Below are 18,555 nucleotides of genomic sequence, written 5' to 3'. Positions count from 1 at the left end.
ATGGGTGTCACTTGTTTTTTCTCTTGTTTTTTCCGTCACTTGTTTTTTCCGCAAAGCAAAGGCCATGCTATTAGATCCAAATATCACTAAAGCCGAAGTTGCTAAGCATTTTAGGGTCAGTCGGCCCACGTTGAATAAGGCGTTACTCTAATGGCTAGCGATAAATCCTGATCTTTTTTTAGACAAAATACTTGAGATCTGCTGTATGAATATCCATATAATAGATTGAACCTACGTCGATCAGGAGACTCTCATCAATGCCGATACAAACTCATTTTGACAAGTTTGACAAGAAAATTTATCTCACAAGCCACTCTGCGGGTTATAAAAAAGCCAAAGAAAAAGATGATAGTATTTTTGAAGAAATTAAAACGGCCTTCAAAGATGCAGGGTACCCCGTGATAGAATCGTTTAAGCAAGGCTCCTTTGCTGTCAATACGGCGATTAACAGCTTAGATGGTGATTATGACATTGATCGTGCAATAGTAATTGATGCTGAAAATGCGCCTGAAGATCCAGTTGAACCAAAGAGGCTTATTAAGGATGTTTTAGCAAAAAGAAATTTTAAGGATCCAAAAATAAAGAAGCCATGTGTTACGGCTGATTATAAGGCAACCAACCTGCATATTGATTATACCGTATATAAAAGAAAAACCTCTTTTATTGGCGGCAAAACCTATTATTTAGCTGTTGGAAAAAACGGCTCCAGTGATGAACGCAAAGAGTGGTCAGAGTCTGATCAAAAAGGGCTACTTGAATGGATTGACAGTGTTGATGAGTATCTATTTGGAGCAACAGTTAAACGTCGCCAATTGAAGCGTTTAATACGCTATATAAAACGCTGGCGTGATGTGAATTTTGTTTCTGAAAGTGTCAGAAAAAAAGTATTTTCTATCGGTTTAACTGTGATGATTAAAGAGCAATACAGCCCTTCAACACTTTCAAGTGAAGTTGATGATGACTTAATTGCTCTTAAGAATACGATAGATGGAATCTTAAACTCTAATTATATTGATGCGCCTAGGGGTACACAAGATTACCGTGTATATACAAAGTTACCAAAAATACCTTACAGAGATATCTTTCAGCATAAGGTAGACGGTGAAAGTATTGATGGCAGTGATTTGAATACAGGTACTCAGCTAAGAAATAAATTGATGACTTTACAGAGTGAACTCCAAAGAGCAATAGATGAACCTGATGAAGTCAAACAGTGTGAGATACTGAACAAACTATTTGGTGATGACTTTGAAGTACCCAAAAAAGAAAAAAAGTCATCCTCAAAAGTAGCCGCTTCAGCTGCTATAGGCATAGCTCCACTAAGCACAGCTGGTGCTTCAGGTACTTCTCAGGGTGCTTAAAGTGGATTATGAATTAATACTTAAATATTTTCTTGATAGTGATTATGAAGTAGAGCCATCTGAGTATCAGGGAAGCGATACAATTACGGTCACAGTTGATGTCGATGGTAAGCTCGTCACATTGATACATTTTTGTGTTGATGAATTCAAAGAGCTTCCTCTTTTCTTTATCAGAAACCCCGACTCTTTAGGTACATTGGCACATGTGCAAGTCTCTCCTGAGTTTACGGAGCTTGGTTTCATATGTGTTAATCATTTAGATTCTGTGTCAGTTAATTATGAGCGACCGGAATTAGCTTTTGAGGAGTCATTAAAGCGCCATGAAAAGTTGCTTCTTTCGCTCATAAAAGATACCGAGTTTAACAAAAGTGAATTGCTAAGAGAGTTCAATACTAATTGGTATAAAAATACGAGTAGCTTAGTTAAATCATCTCCAATCACCTTATTTTGTGGCCTAGAGGAAGTTGATTTCACTCAATTAGATATATATAGACCAACGCTTTCTGGTAGCGTAATGAGTATTCCGGCATCTTTTGCAGGAGTAGCACAAGAATTCAGTGACCCTTGTGTGACGCGTTATTTAAGGGTTAAAGAGCGGCAAAAGCACGAAAGCGCTATCGGCTTCTTCTTATCAATAAAAAACATTAACCCTATTGTACCGCGAGGAGCAAAGGCACTTAAAGAGTGGCTCCTTGAAACCTTAAAAAATCTCGAACTTGATATAAGAGCTAAAGTAGAGAAAAAGGTTTTCCCCTATCGTGCTAAAGAGTTTTGGCTGGTGTTGAGAACAGAGACGCCTTCAGGAAAAACATGGGTTGGAATGAAGCTCAGTTCAAAGAAAAAAGCTGCATTTCCGACAAATATAGACAAAATTGCCAATTGGCATATAAAACCATTTTTCGTTGAAACTTTTAACAAAGAACTCATCCTTCCTCGCAGTGGAGCCATGACTTCTCTGGATAGCAAGAAAGTACTTTTGGTTGGTTGTGGCTCAGTAGGTAGTGAAATTGCGCATAAACTAGGTGCAGCAGGAGTCGGCCGGCTAGATATTACAGACCCAGATAGATTTCAAACTTCAAATTTGTATCGACATACTTTAGATAGGTATATGATTGACTGGCCAAAAGCGACAGCTGTCGCGCACCAATTACTAGATAAATACCCTTGGATAAGAGTTGGAGGGTATCGAACTAGCCTACTTGAGTTAAGAGATCCTAAAATTATTGGTCAATATGATCTCATTGTCATTGCAGTCGGCTCGCCTACACATGAAAGAATATTCCATGACTTTATTGCCAAATCTACATCTAGAGTAGCAACCATTAATTGTTGGTTAGAAGGGTATGGTGTAGGGGGACATGCCATACTAGATGTCCAAAAGAAAAATGGCTGTCTAAAATGTGCTTATGTCGAGTCTAATACTGGTGTAAGGGGACTAGCCTCTAATCTAAACTTTCTTCAGCCAGATCAAGATATTGTAAAAAACTATGCCGGATGTGGCGAAATGTTTATTCCATATAATGCAAATAGCTCTGCACAGACAGCTCTTATAGCTTCTAATTTGGCAATAGATTATTTATTAGGAAGGCTTAAGAACTCTACTAAAGTCAGTTGGAAAGGTCGTTGTGATGATGCGGAGAATGCTGGGCTCAAGCTTACGGAGAGATACTATAACTTTAATCACTCTCTTGTGATGCAACCACTAAAGAATCCGTTATGTGATATCTGTAATTCACAAGATATTGCGTTATTCACAAGCCGTTGTGGTAAACGGGTATGGTTACCAAATGATATATATCAAGAGCTTATTAGTTACAGGCAAACAGAGCCTGAAAGTTTAGAATCCGCAGGTTTGTTGATGGGCTGCTATAAAGATAACGGAGATGTTCTGATAGAAAGAGTAACTAAGCCTAAAGATACGGATTATAGAACGAGGACGTCATTTAAATTAGATGCGAAAGCACATCAGGCTGAGGTTGATGATGCCTATGCAGCTTCCGATCGCCTAGTTGGGTACATTGGTACTTGGCATACACATCCCCAGAGAATACCAACTCCTTCTTTCCCTGATAAAGTTGACTGGCAGAATCATGCGAAGGAGAACTCTGAGCGTTTGTTATTTTTTATTATTGTTGGGCTAAAGAAGGTTTCTGTGTACTTTATTGAAAACTCTCGTGCAATAGAGCTTTCAAAATTTATTGAAGGAGAGTAATTAAAAACATGTGGGAACGCGTCAAATGGTTACTAATCACAACTTTTAAATTTAAAAGAACAGCATACCCAAGAACTCTTTGGGGGACCAAGCTCTGTCTGCTAGCTGTTGGTGCTGGTATGTTTTCAGTGGGTTCGGTAAATGTCCAGTTTGAAAGTGAGTTTATAGTTAATACGCTTGATTTAGACTATAAAGAACCATCGCTCTATTCGATGTACCTAAGTATTCTATTGTTTGTTGTCGGTTGCGCATTAATATTTACAGAGTGGAACCAAAAGTTAAGACATACTGCGAAGGTCATGATTTCAGCTTTACCCGGTACCCCTACGCATTTCCCTGAGGAAATTTTAGATCCAACGGAGAAAGCTTTTTGTAGAGAATCTGTGTTCATCGGGCTACAGCAACCTGCTACTGAGAATATTTATGCGCAAATTCGACGTTATAATGCTGAATTAGAAATAGATGTTTTTAAACAATATATACTTCATGAAAAAGGTCAAAAGTTATATATTGGTGGGCTTGCTAGAATCCCTTTCCTGGTTTCATATGGCGCAATGCTAAGAAATCTTACAGCTGAAATCGCTTACTTTGATAAGTTTCATCGAGATGGTAATTACAGTTTACTCTCTGATGAACATGAATGCATCGACTTTACCGAAACTAAACAACAGAAGAACGTTAATCAATTTGGTGATGCGGGAATTGCTGTAGGTTTTACTACGCCTATTTCAAAAAGACAACTCCCCATGGAGTTGCGAGAGTTCACCACAATAATGTCTTCTAATAGAGGGAATGCAAGGAATTTAATTAAGAATCAAGAGAATTTACATGAGTTGTCTGAAAAATTAGGAAGGTGTATTGATCAACTTTCGGCACAACCCAGCTGTCGAAAAATACACTTATTTCTTTCAGTTCAATCTGCTTTTGCTATCGAAATTGGCCGACGGTATCAAGAGGGGACACATCAAAATTGGGTAGTTCATAATTTTGATCCTCAAGCTCAATCCTATACATGGGCAATAGAATTGACAAAAAATGGTATATCAAAGTATGTAGCATAGAATTTTTTATGGAAAAACTAGATAAGATCACTGAGGATGAGCCAGATATTTAACGCAAAGAGCTTTTTCACAGTGTAATCAAATTAATAGAATGAATTTTATAAGTTATTTTATTTTGATTATGCTTTTAATGCGCACTTATAAAGTGTTCACCCACAGAAATGTCGCCCCGCAATATAGTTCATATTAAAACTCCAAGGTTAGAAACTATATTCCTAAGTCACAAGAAAAGGCGCTTGCGCGCCTTTTCTTATTCTACCGTTACACTCTTTGCGAGGTTTCTCGGTTGGTCAACATCGGTGCCTTTGATCACGGCTACATAGTATGAAAGTAGCTGTAGTGGGATGGTGTAAACCACCGGGGCGATGATGTTTTCTACGTGGTTGACGTTCATTACTCGCATGGTGTCGTCTGAGGCAAAGTTTGAGTCTTTGTCTGCAAATACATAGATGATACCACCGCGTGCACGTACTTCTTCAACGTTTGATTTTAGCTTTTCAAGCAGTTCGTTGTTTGGTGCAACGACGATGATAGGCATATCTGCGTCGATAAGCGCAAGAGGGCCGTGTTTTAGCTCGCCCGCCGCATAAGCTTCGGCGTGGATGTAAGAGATTTCTTTAAGCTTAAGTGCACCTTCCATAGCGATTGGGTATTGTGAACCACGGCCAAGGAACAATGAGTGATGTTTGTCGGCAAATTCTTCTGCAAGAAGTTCAATACCATCGGCCATCGTTAGGGTTTCTTCAAGCTTGGTTGGCAGGGTTTTGATGGCGTTGACGATTGCACTTTGATCACGGCCTTTTTCCTGCGCAATCGATGCCGTTAGCATCAATAAGCCAACTAATTGAGTCGTAAAGGCTTTAGTTGATGCCACACCGATTTCTGCACCTGCTTTGGTCATAAAGGCAAGATCTGACTCACGTACTAGCGATGAGCCTGGTACGTTACAGATGGTCATTGACGCCATATAGCCTTGCTCTTTGGCAAGACGCAGTGCCGCAAGCGTGTCTGCGGTTTCACCCGATTGTGAAATGGTTACCAATAGGCTGTTTTCGTGAACGAATGAGTCGCGGTAGCGAAACTCTGAGGCAATTTCAACGTTACAGCTTACGCCTGCAAATTGCTCTAGCCAGTAGCGCGCCACCATGCCTGAGTGGTAAGACGTACCACATGCGATGATCTGTACGTGTTTTACATCTTTAAAAATTTCATTGGCTTTGTCGCCAAATGCGTCGATACTAACGCGATCGTTGTCTAAACGGCCTTCAAGTGTATTACGTACAGCCATAGGCTGCTCGTAGATTTCTTTTAGCATGTAGTGGCGGTATTCGCCTTTGCCCGACGCATCTTGAGTAATGTTAGACTCAACCACTTCGCGCTCTACAGGGTTGCCGTTTATGTCGAAGATTTCTACCGTTTCGCGAGTAATGCGTGCTACATCGCCTTCTTCTAGGAAGATAAAGCTGCGGGTTACTGGTAATAGCGCAAGCTGATCAGAGGCGATAAAGTTTTCGCCAAGACCGAGGCCGATCACCAGTGGGCTGCCTGAGCGTGCCACGATGATTTCATCTTGATTGGCTTTATCAAATAATACCGTCCCGTATGCACCCTCAAGCTGTTTTACCGCGGCTTGCACAGCAGCAAGTAATGTAGTGTGCTGTTGTCTAAGCTGATGGATCAGGTGCACCATTACTTCGGTGTCAGTGTCAGACAAGAACTCATAGCCGTCTTCTTTGAGTGCACTACGTAAGCCTTCATGATTTTCAATAATGCCGTTGTGTACCAGCACGATTTCGCTGTTAGAGATATGCGGATGCGCGTTAGCCTCAGTTACGCCACCGTGAGTTGCCCAGCGCGTGTGCGCGATACCGGTAGTACCTTTTACTTCAGCGTTTTCAAGGGCTGACTCTAGGTTTACTACTTTACCTACCGCTTTTACACTATTTAGCGCACCGCCTTCGCAAAGTGCAACACCCGCAGAGTCATAACCACGATACTCAAGGCGCTTTAGGCCTTCGATAAGAATTTTGTTTACTGGACGCTCAGCAACGGCGCCTACGATTCCACACATAATCTCTCCATTTTATTTGCACGTTGTGTGTAATTCAGCACAGATCAGCTGTATGCCACGTGCTTTGATCGCTTGGCGAAGGTCATCTGCCAAGTTGTTGTCGGTGATCAAAGTAGTGATCTGTGCCCAAGGTATTTCTAAATTCGGAATTTTACGGCCTATCTTGTCAGACTCGACCATCACAATGACTTCACGGGCAGATTTTGCCATTACCCGGCTAAGCCCGATTAACTCGTTAAAGGTCGTAGTGCCACGCGCTACATCAATGCCATCGGCACCAATAAAAAGCTGATCAAAGTCATAGGATTGTAGTACTTGTTCAGCAACTTGCCCCTGAAATGATTCAGAATGTGGATCCCACGTCCCGCCGGTCATCAATAAAGTTGGCTCATTTTCAAGTGATAACAAACGGTTGGCTATATTCATCGCATTCGTCATGACAACTAAGCCACGCTTTTGCGCAAGCTCTGGGATCAAGGTTTCAGTGGTTCTGCCACTATCAATAATAATGCGATTGTGATCTTTAATAAGCGCTGCGGCAGCTTTAGCGATGGCTGTTTTACGAGCTGAATCTTGCTCGTCTTTACCCGATGCCGTGATCTCTTTAGGGAGGGCAATAGCACCGCCGTAACGGCGCAATAATAAGCCACTTTTTTCTAGTGCCGTTAAATCCTTACGAATCGTAACTTCTGATGTTTCAAACTCAGCCGCGAGTGATTCTACGCTGACTTCACCATACTCATTTACCCATGCAAGGATGGTATGTCTGCGCTGTTGAGTGTTTCGTTTTGTCATCAGTTAAGTTTCGTTTCGAAATTTAACTGAATTATAGTCGAAACTTTCTAAGGTAAACAAGTTAATTTTTGCACTGCACAAATTTTAACTAGATAAAACAAAAAAAACCGTGTATTTTTCTTCTCTTGGATTGTATAAAGGGACATTTAAGTGAACAAACGATTAATATTATTAGCTTTATTCCTTGGCGCGACATTAACAGCATGTGGCGGTTCAGGGGGGTCAAGCGCTACCGCTAACAACAATAACAGCAGTGATAGCAATAATAATACTGGTACGGATAACTCAACCGACAACAATAACTCCAACACAGATAACACCCAGCTTGAGGCAAAGATAAGCCCAATTCAGTCGGTTTATACCGGCTCTACGGTTAAGCTAATAGGAACCAGCAGCGTGGTTTCTGCTAACGCCACGGTGGCATGGTCAATCACAGCAAAGCCGCAAAACAGTACGGTACAAATAGCTGACAAAAGCAGTCTATTGAACGAGTTTGTTGCCGATGTAGCAGGTAATTATGAAGTTCAACTGACCATAAAGTCTGACTCACAAGAGTCAACGGCTAAAGCGTCAGTCAAGGTGACCGATAAACCTGTTGAGCCCACTAATCGCGCCCCAACAGCGGTAATTACTCCTTTTAAAGAACGCGCGGTAAAAAGTGAACAAGTCACACTAAGCGCGAAAGACAGCTCAGATCCCGATGGCGACCGCCTTTCTTATAAATGGCAAGTGAGCAGCGCTAACAATGCGTTAGACTTTCACCTTATCAACCCAGAAGGGGAATATGCCGTTTTTGCAGGAAGAGATTATGGCGTATTCACGATTAGCTTAACAGTGCATGACGGCAAAGCCTATTCAGAAACCGTCACCAAACAGATAGAAGTGTATGACGACAGGCCAGAGCTTAAAGCTGTTATTTCCGCCCCAACAGAGGTCATATTAGGGTCGGTAAACTTTGTTGAGCTTAAAAGCGAGGGTAGTCAGTATCCGCGCGCGGTAACACCGCTTTGGAGTTTTGACAGCAAACCAAGCGGTAGCCAAGCAAAAATGGCAACACCAAGTGGCTTTATTACCTCTGCTCAACTAGATAAACCGGGGCAATATCAGATCCGTTTTAGTCTTAAAGACGAGTATGGCCGTGTGAGCGAAGCTACCCACACAATAACAGCAAAATATGGCGAGGCACGCACACCGCTGATATTCGTTGATGCGCCAGAGTCAACCAAAATCAACGAGGCTATTGAGCTAAGCGCAAAACGTAGCATAGACGCAAGTGGTAGACCGCTTACTTACGCTTGGACATTTGAGCCAAGAGAGCCGGGCTTAACCTATTCTGTTAGCAATGAGAATACCGACACGGTAACCTTTACACCTCATGGAGAAGGTTATTACCGTTATGCTGTGAAGGTAAGTAACGGCGAGCTAAGTGACACCGCCACAGGTATGGTGAAAGCAACGCCAGAAAATAATGAACCCACGGTATCGATTAGCCCAAGAATTTTGGTCGCACTAGAAGGGCAAACAAAAGTATTTGAGATCTCAGCTGAAGATAAAGACGGTGATCCACTCACTTACCAATGGTCATTTTCAGCCAAACCAGAAATCAGCACTGCAGTAATTAACGGCAGTGACAATCGCGCGTCAATTACCTTTAATGAAGTGGGTAATTATGTACTGAACTGCACTGTTTCTGATGGTAAGGTCGATGTTGATATTTCTGCATTTATCCAAGTTCGTGCAGTTCAAAATGGTGCCCCAACCATTGCCGCACTGGACGCTCAAGGGATGCTGAAAGTAGGCACTGAGGTGCAGCTCATCTCAGCAGTCGTCGACACCGACAGTCACACACAACACTTGACTTATTTTTGGACGGTCACCGAGCCGTCAGGAAAAGTGATTGAAGGCACGGCTGTAAACGATGCAACACTGCGTTTCACTCCAGCGGTATCTGGCGACCACCAAGTAAAACTCAGCGTTGTAGATGAAAAATCTGCCACAGTTGCAACTAAAGTCGTCACGCTATCGGTTGAGTAAAACGACCATATTTTAGGCTTACGTGTTCAACCATGAGCACTTAAGCCTTTTCATTACCCTAAACGCTCAGGTAAACAGCAAGATAACTTGTGATATTTAAGCAAGGTCGATTACATCGGAGCAGCACTTGGAGTTAAGTGGCGCAGCTCCATATTGCTAATATGTGTTCCAGCAGAGTCTTCAGGGCCAATTTCATCATACGCTGACTCCACCCTGAGATATGCCTGTGTTGCACCTAACTCCACCAGCTTTGTTTCTGCTTCTCGAAGCGAATTAAATGGCGTTAGTTTGCCCTCAGCGTACATTAAAATGTGCAAGTTACCATCGGCATCCTGACCACCAGCTAAGTAGTGATTTGAATCGGCATAGCTTAATACAATGGCATGTAATTCGTTGTTGGCAATTTTTTCTTTCAGTGTCGCAGCAAGCATAGTGCTCTCCTCGTTTAACTGGCTATTAATTAAACGGCTCACTGACAAATTTGGTTCACCTTTGGCGTTTTTTCTTCATGACATGGGATGGCGTAATAGGTTTGGAACAGCGTGAATTGGCGCTTTGATGCGCCAATTCATTTTTGCCTACTTGTTATTCATATCGTAGGATTGAGGCAGGTCGCGTCCTGGTCGTTTTTACGATAAGTATCGCAACCGTCAGCCAAGTAACCAAGGCCACCGAGATTGCAGCAACGCCGTATACCCACAGCGCTTGCTCAATCCGATCGTTAAAGTTTGCTAACCAGTCTCCCACCAGCCAGTATGCCAATGGAAAAGCAATCAAGATGCCAATCACAACCAATAACAAAAACTCCTTCGCCAACAAGTTCGCAATACTAATTCGTGATGCGCCTAGCACTTTGCGTACTGCGACTTCTTTTTGTCGCTTTAGCATAGTAAATGAAGTTAGCCCAACAACACCGAGCATTGCCAACCCCAGAACCAATAAACTAAATGCCTGAATAATATGAATGAAACGGCTATCTTCATTAAAATTTGCACTAAAGTTAGCGCCAATATCTTCAATTTCAGGCTCATATATGCCCAGCCTTGATGCTAACAACTGTGTAAGTTGCTGGGTAACAAACTGTTGCTGTGACTTTTCTACTTCGACCACAATGGCAGCAGTGGGTACTAAACTGTAGCCAGGCAAAAACATAGCCATGGTTTTGTTTCGTTTTGCATTTCCTATTTGCAGCTCTTTCACCACCCCGACGACTGTCATGGTCATCGTGCCACGCTGCATAGACTGCCCAATCATCTGATCGGGCGTGTCAAACCCCGCTAGTTTTGTCACAGACTCGGTGACAATAACACTAACAGACGCCTCTCCGTCTTTGCGCACATACCAGTCTGAGGCAAATTGAGGGGTAAAATCTCTGCCTGCTACCAAGGTCAAACCCAGTTGCGATACTGCATTAAATCCCACTCCAATGCCCGCAATTGACTCAGGAGATACTTCGCCGTTTGGTAGGGTGGGTTTAAAGCTATATTGAATGTCATGGGTTAAGTCCGTATCTAGGGGGCCAACTTGTTTAACTCCTGCAATCTTTTCAATTGCATCTAGCAAAGGTGAATGAGGGCCTGACAACACTTCGTTTTTAGGTAGCGCCCTGATATATAGGCGGTTTTCAGCATCATATCCTGGTGACAAGGTCTGCAAAAAGCTTAATTGTTGTGGCAACGTGATGGCACCAACAATCAGAGCTGTTGCAATGACAAACTGTGACACCAGTAAAACCTTACGCAGCCACACAGCTCCTCCCGATGCAGACGTGTCACCTTGCAACATTACTTTAGGGCTCAAGCGAGAAAGATACAAAGCAGGATAAATCCCAGCCAATAAGCTCACGCTCAGAGAGAGCAGCATTAATAAACCACCTTGCCAGCTAAAAAAAGCAAATTGCAGCGTTCTATCCACAAGATAGTTGAACCAAGGTAAGCTCAACTCAATAACCGCAGCACCTATAATACAAGTGACAATCGCAATTAGCAGATACTCACAAAGAAACTGCCAAAAGAGTTGGCCGCTAGAAGCGCCCAGAGACTTTCTGATCCCCACTTCTTTAATGCGGCTACCACTTTGTGCAATACTGAGATTGATAAAATTGATAGCTGCTACACATAAAAGCGCGATACTCAGTATGATACTGGCAATAATCGCTTGTGGATTGCCGCCGGATCGCATCTCCGATAGGGCGTCATGATATAAATGTAGATCAGCAAGTGGGGCTAAATTAACAGAAAGTATGCCCCTTTCCCCCTCCATCACAAACAGTTCAGTGATCTCGTCTGCAAGAGTGGCAATATCCGCCATCGTATTAAGACGCAAGTACACATAGTGCATGTGTATATACAAGTTTTCACTCGTTTTTTTGGAATGGATCAGGCTATCAAAAGCAAAATGGGTGTTTAGGGGAAGATCTTCAAACACCGCAGCCACTGTATATGTACCATATTGATAATGTAAGCGCTGTCCAACAACGTCAACACGGCCAAATAAGCGCATCGCTTCTGAGTGGCTCAGCACCAGCTGTTCTGGCGTACTCAAGGCAAGCTCGATATTACCATCAAGCACTTTGAGATCGATAAAATCTAAGATATTACTTGAAGCAACATAGAGATTATTAAGCTGAAACTGATTTTCGCCAGCGCTCACGTACCCCAATGCAGGATCATGATTTTTTGCTTTAAATAACGCAAATATATCTTCAACCTGTGTGAGATCTTTGGCTTTTAGCAAGCGCGGATAGTTAATTGTTGGCACAGTACCGAGCCCCAACGACGAAAAGTCGGCCTCGGCACGAACCACCCGCTCGGCATTAGGCTGAAATGTATCAAAAGAAAGCTCATGCAAAGTGTAAAGTAAAATGAGGAGTGCAGCAGACACCCCTACAGAAAACCCTAATACATTGAGTATAAAGTGTAACTTTTGCTTTTTTGCAACCCGCAACGCAGTGTGTAAATTGGCAATAATCATTTTTCTTCCTTAGCCCTTAAGCACCTTTTACTCATAACGTAAAATTAATGACGGACGCATACTTGCGGCTTTAAATGCAAGCGTCGCAACCGTTAGCCAGGTGATCCCCGCGACCGCGAATGCCGCAATGCCATACACCCAAAAGTCTTGAGTAATACGGTCATTAAAGTTTGCAAGCCAATCTCCTACTAACCAATATGTAACCGGATAGGCAATAGCGACACTCACCGCAACTAGCATTAAAAACTCTTTTGCTAGAATATTAACGATACTGACTCTTGATGCTCCCAGCACTTTACGAACCGCAACTTCTTTTTGCCGACGTACCGTTGCAAAAGAAGCCAAACCAAATGTGCCCAAACACGTTAAAAACACAGCCAAAGTGGTAAAAATCAGCACCACTTGTGAGACTCGTTCATCTGCTTTTAGTACCGCTTTGTAGTTATCTTCCAACAGATTGATTTTTGGTTCGTAAAGATCAGCAACGTCTGCTAACGCCGCCGTGACCTGGGTGGTAATTTCAGGCAAACGGTGCGGGTTTATCGTTAAAATCAGCTCTGAAACTGATGATAAATAGCTAAATCCACATAAAAACATGATATTACTGCTGGCATCTTTAGTATTACCAACTTTGACATCCTCAACCACACCAACAACCAACATATCCACACTGCGACCCGTATCTTTGATGGTTTTGCCTATGATATCGGCGACATTGTGATAACCCGCCTGTTTGGCCACTTGTTCACTGATAATTGTGCTGACTTTCGTGACGCCATTTTCTCGATACGCCCAATCACTGCTATATTCAGGGCTAAAGTCGCGTCCTGCCAATAACGTTAACCCCAACCCTTTAACAATATTGAACCCTGAGCCAATCACAGGGGTTAAACTTTGGGACGCTTCTCCATTAGGCCACGTTGGCTGTAGCGTGTTATTAATTGATACGGTCAGACGGGTATCCAGTACCGTTGCTAATTCGACTCCTTCGATGGCAGTAATGCGATTTACCAATGAGTTTGGTTGCTTGGTGAATACGTCCTCGACAGGCAGTTCCGAGATGACTAAACGCTGCTTTGTTTGATAGCCCAAAGGTAAGCTTTGTAAATGCGCGAGCTGCTGCAATAACGTTGCTGATGCAATGATCAAACCGATAGATAGAGAGGCTTGCAGAGTAAGTAAGCTCTTACGTACAAAAATAGCAGTATTACCACGCTGAAGATCGCCACTCAGTACTCGCTTGGCACTAAATGACGACATAAAAAATGCAGGGTATAGACCAGCTAAAATCCCAACACTCATCGCTACCACAAAAATCGCACCACCAAAAGGTGAAACATAATCAATAAACAAAGCACGGTCGACCAAGCCATTAAAACTCGGTAATAATAGCTCTACCAACACACAGGCCAGTATGGTTGAGAAGAGTGCAACAAGTACCGACTCAGATAAAAACTGGATCACTAACTGCGTTTTACTCGCACCCAGCGCCTTGCGTACCCCTACTTCTTTAGCTCGTTTTGCGGATTGGGCTACGGTCATATTGATAAAGTTAAAGCTTGCAATCAAAATCAACAGCACACTTAACCCCACACAAATCATGACCACCTGCTTCGCACCACCGGCTTTCATTTCAAACGGTGACTTAGCCGTTAAGTGCAGTGCAAGTAGCGGATGTAGTTTAATCGAGATTTTGCCCGCCATCTCTTCATAGTAGTAGCGCTCTGAGAGGGTCTTTTCCAATGCAGCAACATCGGTATTGGGTGCAAGACGCACATACACATAGCTACTATTCATGCCAAGCTTAGTAGGGTCATGCTTTACGTGAACAAGGTTTTTAAATGCAAAGTGGGTGTTATCAGGGAGATCTGCAAATACAGCTCGTACCGTGTATTGACCACTTTGATGTTGTAAGGTGTTACCAATGACACCAACACTACCAAATATTCTTAGCGCTTCAGATTCGCTCAACGCAATGCTGTTAGGCGTACTCAAAGCATTTTTCATGTCTCCTGATAAGGTGTTTATATCAATAAAGCTTTCAATATTTGGCGTCGCACCGTAAAGCGCATTTAGCTTGTACCCCTGCTCTCCCACTCGAACATCCACCATCGCCTCACGGGTAAGCTCTACCATGGTCAAACCAAACACGTCTTCAACTTGGCTATACTCAAGCGCTAGTTTTGCATTGGAATAATTAAAAATAGGCACAACAGCCAACCCTAATTCAGAAAAATCTTGGCTGATCCGATAGACACGATCCGCATTTGGCTGCTGGCTATCATAAGAAAGCTCATTTTTTGCAAACAAAGCCACTAAAATAGCCGCTGCTAACCCTACGCTCAAACCTAAAACATTCAACACAAAGTGCTGTTTTTGCTGCTTAAAAGCACGCAGCGCTGTAACAAGATAGTTCGCTATCATTATGCTACCTCACTTTTCGGGGGCTGCCCTTGTGCATTCGCTTTGTCTAGCATGACTTGGCCATCAAGTAAGCGCACAAGCCGGTCGGCATAACCGCCTTCTTTTTCAGAGTGTGTCACCATGATCACCGTGGTGCCTTCGCGATTTAACTCGCGCAACATCGCCATGACTTCTTCACCATTTTTTGAGTCTAAGTTACCTGTCGGTTCATCCGCTAAGATAAGCTTTGGATTGATCACCAGTGCTCTTGCAACGGCCACACGCTGCTGCTGACCACCAGACAGTTGCTGTGGTAAATGGTCGGCACGATGATCTATCGCAACGCGTTTCAAGATTTGTTCTACACGCTGCTTACGTTCCTTTTTCGAGATGTTTTGGTATTGCAGCGGCAGCTCTACATTTTCAAATACCGTCAGCTCATCAATTAAGTTAAAGCTTTGAAAAACAAACCCTATGGATGCTTTGCGCAGTTGTGAAAGCTGCTTTTCGCTATAACCGGCAATATCAGTACCAGCAAATTCAAACTGACCGACGTCGGAGAATCCAACATACCAAGGATAGACAGCAATGTTGATTTACCGCAGCCAGATGGGCCCATGATAGCGACAAACTCACCTTCATTAACCACTAAATTGATATTGTTCAGCGCAGTTGTTTCAATGTCTTGAGTACGAAATACACGGTTTAGATTAGTTAGTTTTATCATTGTTATATCCTTAGAAATGTAGTTGTTGCGCTTTGTCGAAGTTGCTATAGCTTGAGGTGATCACTTGCTCACCAGGTGTGAGGCCGTCTAACACTTCGTAATAATCTTGATTCTTTTTGCCTAGGCGAATGTCACGGCGCTGTGCAGTTTTGCCATCATGAGACAAGACATACACCCAATTACCGCCCGAGCTGGTAAAAAATGCACCGCGCTTCAGCAGTACCGCATTTTCTTTATTGCCGCCGAGCATAAGTTCAATGTCTATACTTTGCCCGCGTTTAATATCACTTTGGCCACTCGGTAAAGCGACCTCGATTTGAAACTGTGACTGCGACACTCGGCTATCAATTTTGCTGACCTTGGCGTGAACCGAGCCACTGTCCAACATCACATTGACTGCCATCTCAGGCTGTACTTGATTTAAGTAAAACTCATCGAGGCGGACAACCAGCTTGTATTCATTTGGAATATCAATTTGACCTAAACGCGCCCCTTTGCCTTTGGACTCACCAATTTCAACGTCTAGCTCACTCAAGTATCCAGAAACAGGGGCTTTAATCAGCAGATTCTCAAGATTTTTACGCGCAAACTGTAGGTTTTTTTGCAGCATGTCAGCACTGTCTTCTAATTGCTCCACTTGTACCTGACGAATTGAGTTTTCTTGTGCTTGACGCTCTAATGTTAACTCTTTGCGCGCTTTGTAGTAGGTGAGATCATCTTCAATTTCAGAGAGCCTATCGGTTGCCAACACGCCCTTTTCAACAAGCGGCTTTGACTGTTTATAACGACGTTCTAAATGGCTAATTTGTAAGTCAATTTCCAGCAAGTCACGGCGTAAATTAAGGCGACTGGTTTCCATCGTCATTTGGGTGTTTCTTAGGAAGTTAAGCTGTTCAGTTACCTGCGCTTCTCGGCTCATGACATCTAGCTGCAAGCTGGTATTGCTCAGTCTTACTAACGGCTGACCGGCTTCCACATATTCGCCCTGCTCGACTAAACGTTCTTCAACTTGACCACCTGCAATGGTATCGAGATAAATCGTTGTCTTTGGTACAACTTGACCACGCAAACTGAGGGCATCAATAAATGCACCTTTGTTGACAGTAGCGACCGTGACGCTACTGAGCGATAAGTTTTGACTACGACCGGAAGAAGCGGTGTTGGTAAAGGCAAATGCAGCCGCAGCAACGCCTAATAGCACGCCCCCTGCAATCACTTTTTTTAGATGTTTTTGTAATCCTGAACGTTCAATTTTCTTATCCATAATCACACCTCTTGTTCTATGTCGGTTAGCTTATTTCTGGTTATATCTGTAACTGTTATCAAGCTCTGTGCCAAAGTAAGAATTAACTTAAATAACAATAACTTAATAGAGAAAAAAGAATATCCCCATACCAAGAGTGTCCGAAAATAGAACACTTTAAATTGCTTAGCCTGTCCATAAATGAACACTTTTCGTGGACGCCACTTGAGCGAATGCGGTACGCTAAAAGAAAAACAAAGCACTCAGGATATGAAGCAGGAAGGCACCGTATTAATCGTTGATGACAACACCGATATTCTCATTGCAGCAAAATTGTTGCTGAAGAAGCACTATCAACAAGTCCTCACAACAGACAATCCGTTTGATATTGAAGCGCAAATCAACGCGCAACAAATAGACGTGATCTTACTGGATATGAACTTTAGTCAAGACGCAATCAGTGGCAAAGAAGGGTTTTACTGGTTACAGAAAATCGTCGCACAAGACCCAAGCATTGTAGTGCTGCTAATGACTGCCTACGGCGATATACAACTTGCCGTTGATGCTATTAAAGCCGGTGCCGCAGATTTTATCGCTAAACCATGGCAAAACGATCAGCTTCTTGGTGCTGTTGCGGCTGCCTTCGCGCACGCCAAAGATAAACAACAAGTAGGTAAATTAACTCGCCAGACCCAAGGGCTGAACCAAGCGCTCAATCAATCTGGAGGTCATCAATTTTCCTTTTTAGGTCAAAGTCCGGCGATGCAAGCGGTGTTTCGCACTATTGAGCGCGCTGCGCAAACTGACGCTAATATTTTGATAACTGGTGAAAGTGGTACTGGCAAAGAGCTCGCCGCACATGCAATTCATCAGGCGAGTATGCGTCATCACAATGCCTTTATTAGTCTTGATATGGGCGCAGTCTCCGAGAGTTTGTTCGAAAGTGAGCTATTTGGGCATAAAAAAGGCGCATTTACCGATGCCAAAAGTGATAAGGTTGGTCGTTTCGAGTTGGCACATCAAGGCAGTTTATTTTTAGATGAGCTGGGTAATCTCCCCCTAGCCCAACAAGCGACATTGTTGGCAGCGTTACAAAATCGACAAGTGACGCCGGTAGGAGGCAGTAAGCCCATTTCTGTAGATATACGGCTTATCTGTGCCACCAATGACAATCTTCAACAAGCCGTTGACGAAGGTCGATTTAGACAAGATTTATTATATCGGATCAACACCATAGAGATCCGCCTCCCGCCCCTTCGTGAGCGCGCTGAAGATATTCCGCTGTTGGTGGATTATTACTTAGCCCACTTTTGCCAAAAATATAAAAGACAACTTGAGGTAAACCCGATGGATATGCAAAGCCTACAAGCATATCCATGGCCGGGTAACGTAAGAGAGTTGGCACATGCGATAGAGCGGGCGGTGATCTTAAGTGAAAGTGAATACTTGGACATCAGCACAGTTATCAATACCGCAGCGCGCCCGTCGCCCTCAACCGACTCCAAAGGGAGAGACGATACCCAGATAACTGACACCTTCAACCTAGAGGAAATCGAACAGCGCACGGTACGGGCAGCGTTAAAGCACTATCAAGGTAACGTATCAAGTGCAGCAAAAGCACTTGGGTTAACGCGCGGTGCCATGTATCGACGATTAGATAAGTATAACTTGTAGG

General features: G+C 43.2%; 11 protein-coding genes and 1 pseudogene. 5 read left to right on the top strand and 7 right to left on the bottom strand.

The features are described 5' to 3' along the window. Window positions 1-257: 257 nt before the first annotated feature. Genes D9603_RS04820 through D9603_RS04810 form a run of 3 tightly spaced genes read left to right on the top strand, consistent with a single transcriptional unit; the run spans window position 258 to window position 4,634 of the window. Window positions 258-1,361: a nucleotidyltransferase gene (locus D9603_RS04820; RefSeq protein ID WP_128730476.1), complete on the top strand. Its 1,104-nt coding sequence runs from the start codon at window positions 258-260 to the stop codon at window positions 1,359-1,361. Between the two features lies 1 nt (window position 1,362). Then, window positions 1,363-3,573, top strand: coding sequence for a ThiF family adenylyltransferase (locus D9603_RS04815; RefSeq protein WP_128730475.1), 2,211 nt, complete (start codon window positions 1,363-1,365; stop codon window positions 3,571-3,573). Between the two features lie 8 nt (window positions 3,574-3,581). Then, the gene (locus tag D9603_RS04810) at window positions 3,582-4,634 is read left to right on the top strand and encodes an SAVED domain-containing protein (RefSeq protein WP_128730474.1); all 1,053 of its coding nucleotides are present in this window, start codon (window positions 3,582-3,584) and stop codon (window positions 4,632-4,634) included. Between the two features lie 250 nt (window positions 4,635-4,884). On the opposite strand, the gene glmS is transcribed toward D9603_RS04810, so the two are convergent. After that, the gene (gene glmS / locus D9603_RS04805) at window positions 4,885-6,705 is read right to left on the bottom strand and encodes a glutamine--fructose-6-phosphate transaminase (isomerizing) (RefSeq protein ID WP_128730473.1); all 1,821 of its coding nucleotides are present in this window, start codon (window positions 6,703-6,705) and stop codon (window positions 4,885-4,887) included. Window positions 6,706-6,717: 12 nt separating this feature from the next. Further along, the gene (locus D9603_RS04800) at window positions 6,718-7,500 is read right to left on the bottom strand and encodes a DeoR family transcriptional regulator (RefSeq protein ID WP_128730472.1); all 783 of its coding nucleotides are present in this window, start codon (window positions 7,498-7,500) and stop codon (window positions 6,718-6,720) included. A 150-nt stretch (window positions 7,501-7,650) separates the two neighbouring features. Here D9603_RS04800 and D9603_RS04795 point away from each other — a divergent pair, with 150 nt between their 5' ends. Continuing rightward, window positions 7,651-9,534 carry a PKD domain-containing protein gene (locus D9603_RS04795; protein ID WP_128730471.1) on the top strand — a complete coding sequence of 628 codons (1,884 nt, stop codon included), beginning with the start codon at window positions 7,651-7,653 and terminating at the stop codon, window positions 9,532-9,534. 110 nt (window positions 9,535-9,644) lie between these two features. Here D9603_RS04795 and D9603_RS04790 read toward each other — a convergent pair whose 3' ends face one another. The 5 genes and pseudogenes from D9603_RS04790 to D9603_RS04770 form a co-directional block, all read right to left on the bottom strand. Continuing rightward, on the bottom strand, window positions 9,645-9,965 hold the full coding sequence (locus D9603_RS04790) for a DUF6482 family protein (protein WP_128730470.1): 321 nt from the start codon (window positions 9,963-9,965) through the stop codon (window positions 9,645-9,647). 154 nt (window positions 9,966-10,119) lie between these two features. After that, on the bottom strand, window positions 10,120-12,507 hold the full coding sequence (locus D9603_RS04785; protein WP_128730469.1) for an ABC transporter permease: 2,388 nt from the start codon (window positions 12,505-12,507) through the stop codon (window positions 10,120-10,122). Window positions 12,508-12,534: 27 nt separating this feature from the next. Further along, a complete protein-coding gene (locus tag D9603_RS04780; protein WP_128730468.1) occupies window positions 12,535-14,931 on the bottom strand; it encodes an ABC transporter permease in 2,397 nt (798 codons plus the stop codon). Continuing rightward, window positions 14,931-15,637 (bottom strand): annotated as a pseudogene (locus tag D9603_RS04775) (ABC transporter ATP-binding protein). The gene D9603_RS04780 and the pseudogene D9603_RS04775 overlap by 1 nt, the downstream one beginning before the upstream one ends. Before the next feature lie 10 nt (window positions 15,638-15,647). After that, window positions 15,648-16,901, bottom strand: a complete 1,254-nt coding sequence (locus D9603_RS04770; protein ID WP_125250790.1) for an efflux RND transporter periplasmic adaptor subunit — start codon at window positions 16,899-16,901, stop codon at window positions 15,648-15,650. A gap of 249 nt (window positions 16,902-17,150) precedes the next feature. Between D9603_RS04770 and D9603_RS04765 the strand changes: the two genes are divergently transcribed. Continuing rightward, window positions 17,151-18,554, top strand: coding sequence for a sigma-54 dependent transcriptional regulator (locus D9603_RS04765; RefSeq protein WP_125250835.1), 1,404 nt, complete (start codon window positions 17,151-17,153; stop codon window positions 18,552-18,554). The last annotated feature ends 1 nt before the right edge of the window (window position 18,555 follow it).

The organism is Pseudoalteromonas sp. PS5 (assembly GCF_004103255.1).
GTDB classification, from domain to species: Bacteria; Pseudomonadota; Gammaproteobacteria; order Enterobacterales; family Alteromonadaceae; genus Pseudoalteromonas; species Pseudoalteromonas peptidolytica.
The sequence above is the reverse complement of the archived record's forward strand: the minus strand, read 5'-3'. Positions and strand labels throughout refer to the sequence as shown.

Coding starts and splice junctions, on each gene's coding strand:
- D9603_RS04820 (WP_128730476.1), top strand. CDS start 258: ATGCCGATACAAACTCATTTTGACAAGTTTGACAAGAAAATTTATCTC.
- D9603_RS04810 (WP_128730474.1), top strand. CDS start 3,582: ATGTGGGAACGCGTCAAATGGTTACTAATCACAACTTTTAAATTTAAA.
- glmS (WP_128730473.1), bottom strand. CDS start 6,705: ATGTGTGGAATCGTAGGCGCCGTTGCTGAGCGTCCAGTAAACAAAATT.
- D9603_RS04800 (WP_128730472.1), bottom strand. CDS start 7,500: ATGACAAAACGAAACACTCAACAGCGCAGACATACCATCCTTGCATGG.
- D9603_RS04790 (WP_128730470.1), bottom strand. CDS start 9,965: ATGCTTGCTGCGACACTGAAAGAAAAAATTGCCAACAACGAATTACAT.
- D9603_RS04785 (WP_128730469.1), bottom strand. CDS start 12,507: ATGATTATTGCCAATTTACACACTGCGTTGCGGGTTGCAAAAAAGCAA.
- D9603_RS04780 (WP_128730468.1), bottom strand. CDS start 14,931: ATGATAGCGAACTATCTTGTTACAGCGCTGCGTGCTTTTAAGCAGCAA.
- D9603_RS04770 (WP_125250790.1), bottom strand. CDS start 16,901: ATGGATAAGAAAATTGAACGTTCAGGATTACAAAAACATCTAAAAAAA.
- D9603_RS04765 (WP_125250835.1), top strand. CDS start 17,151: ATGAAGCAGGAAGGCACCGTATTAATCGTTGATGACAACACCGATATT.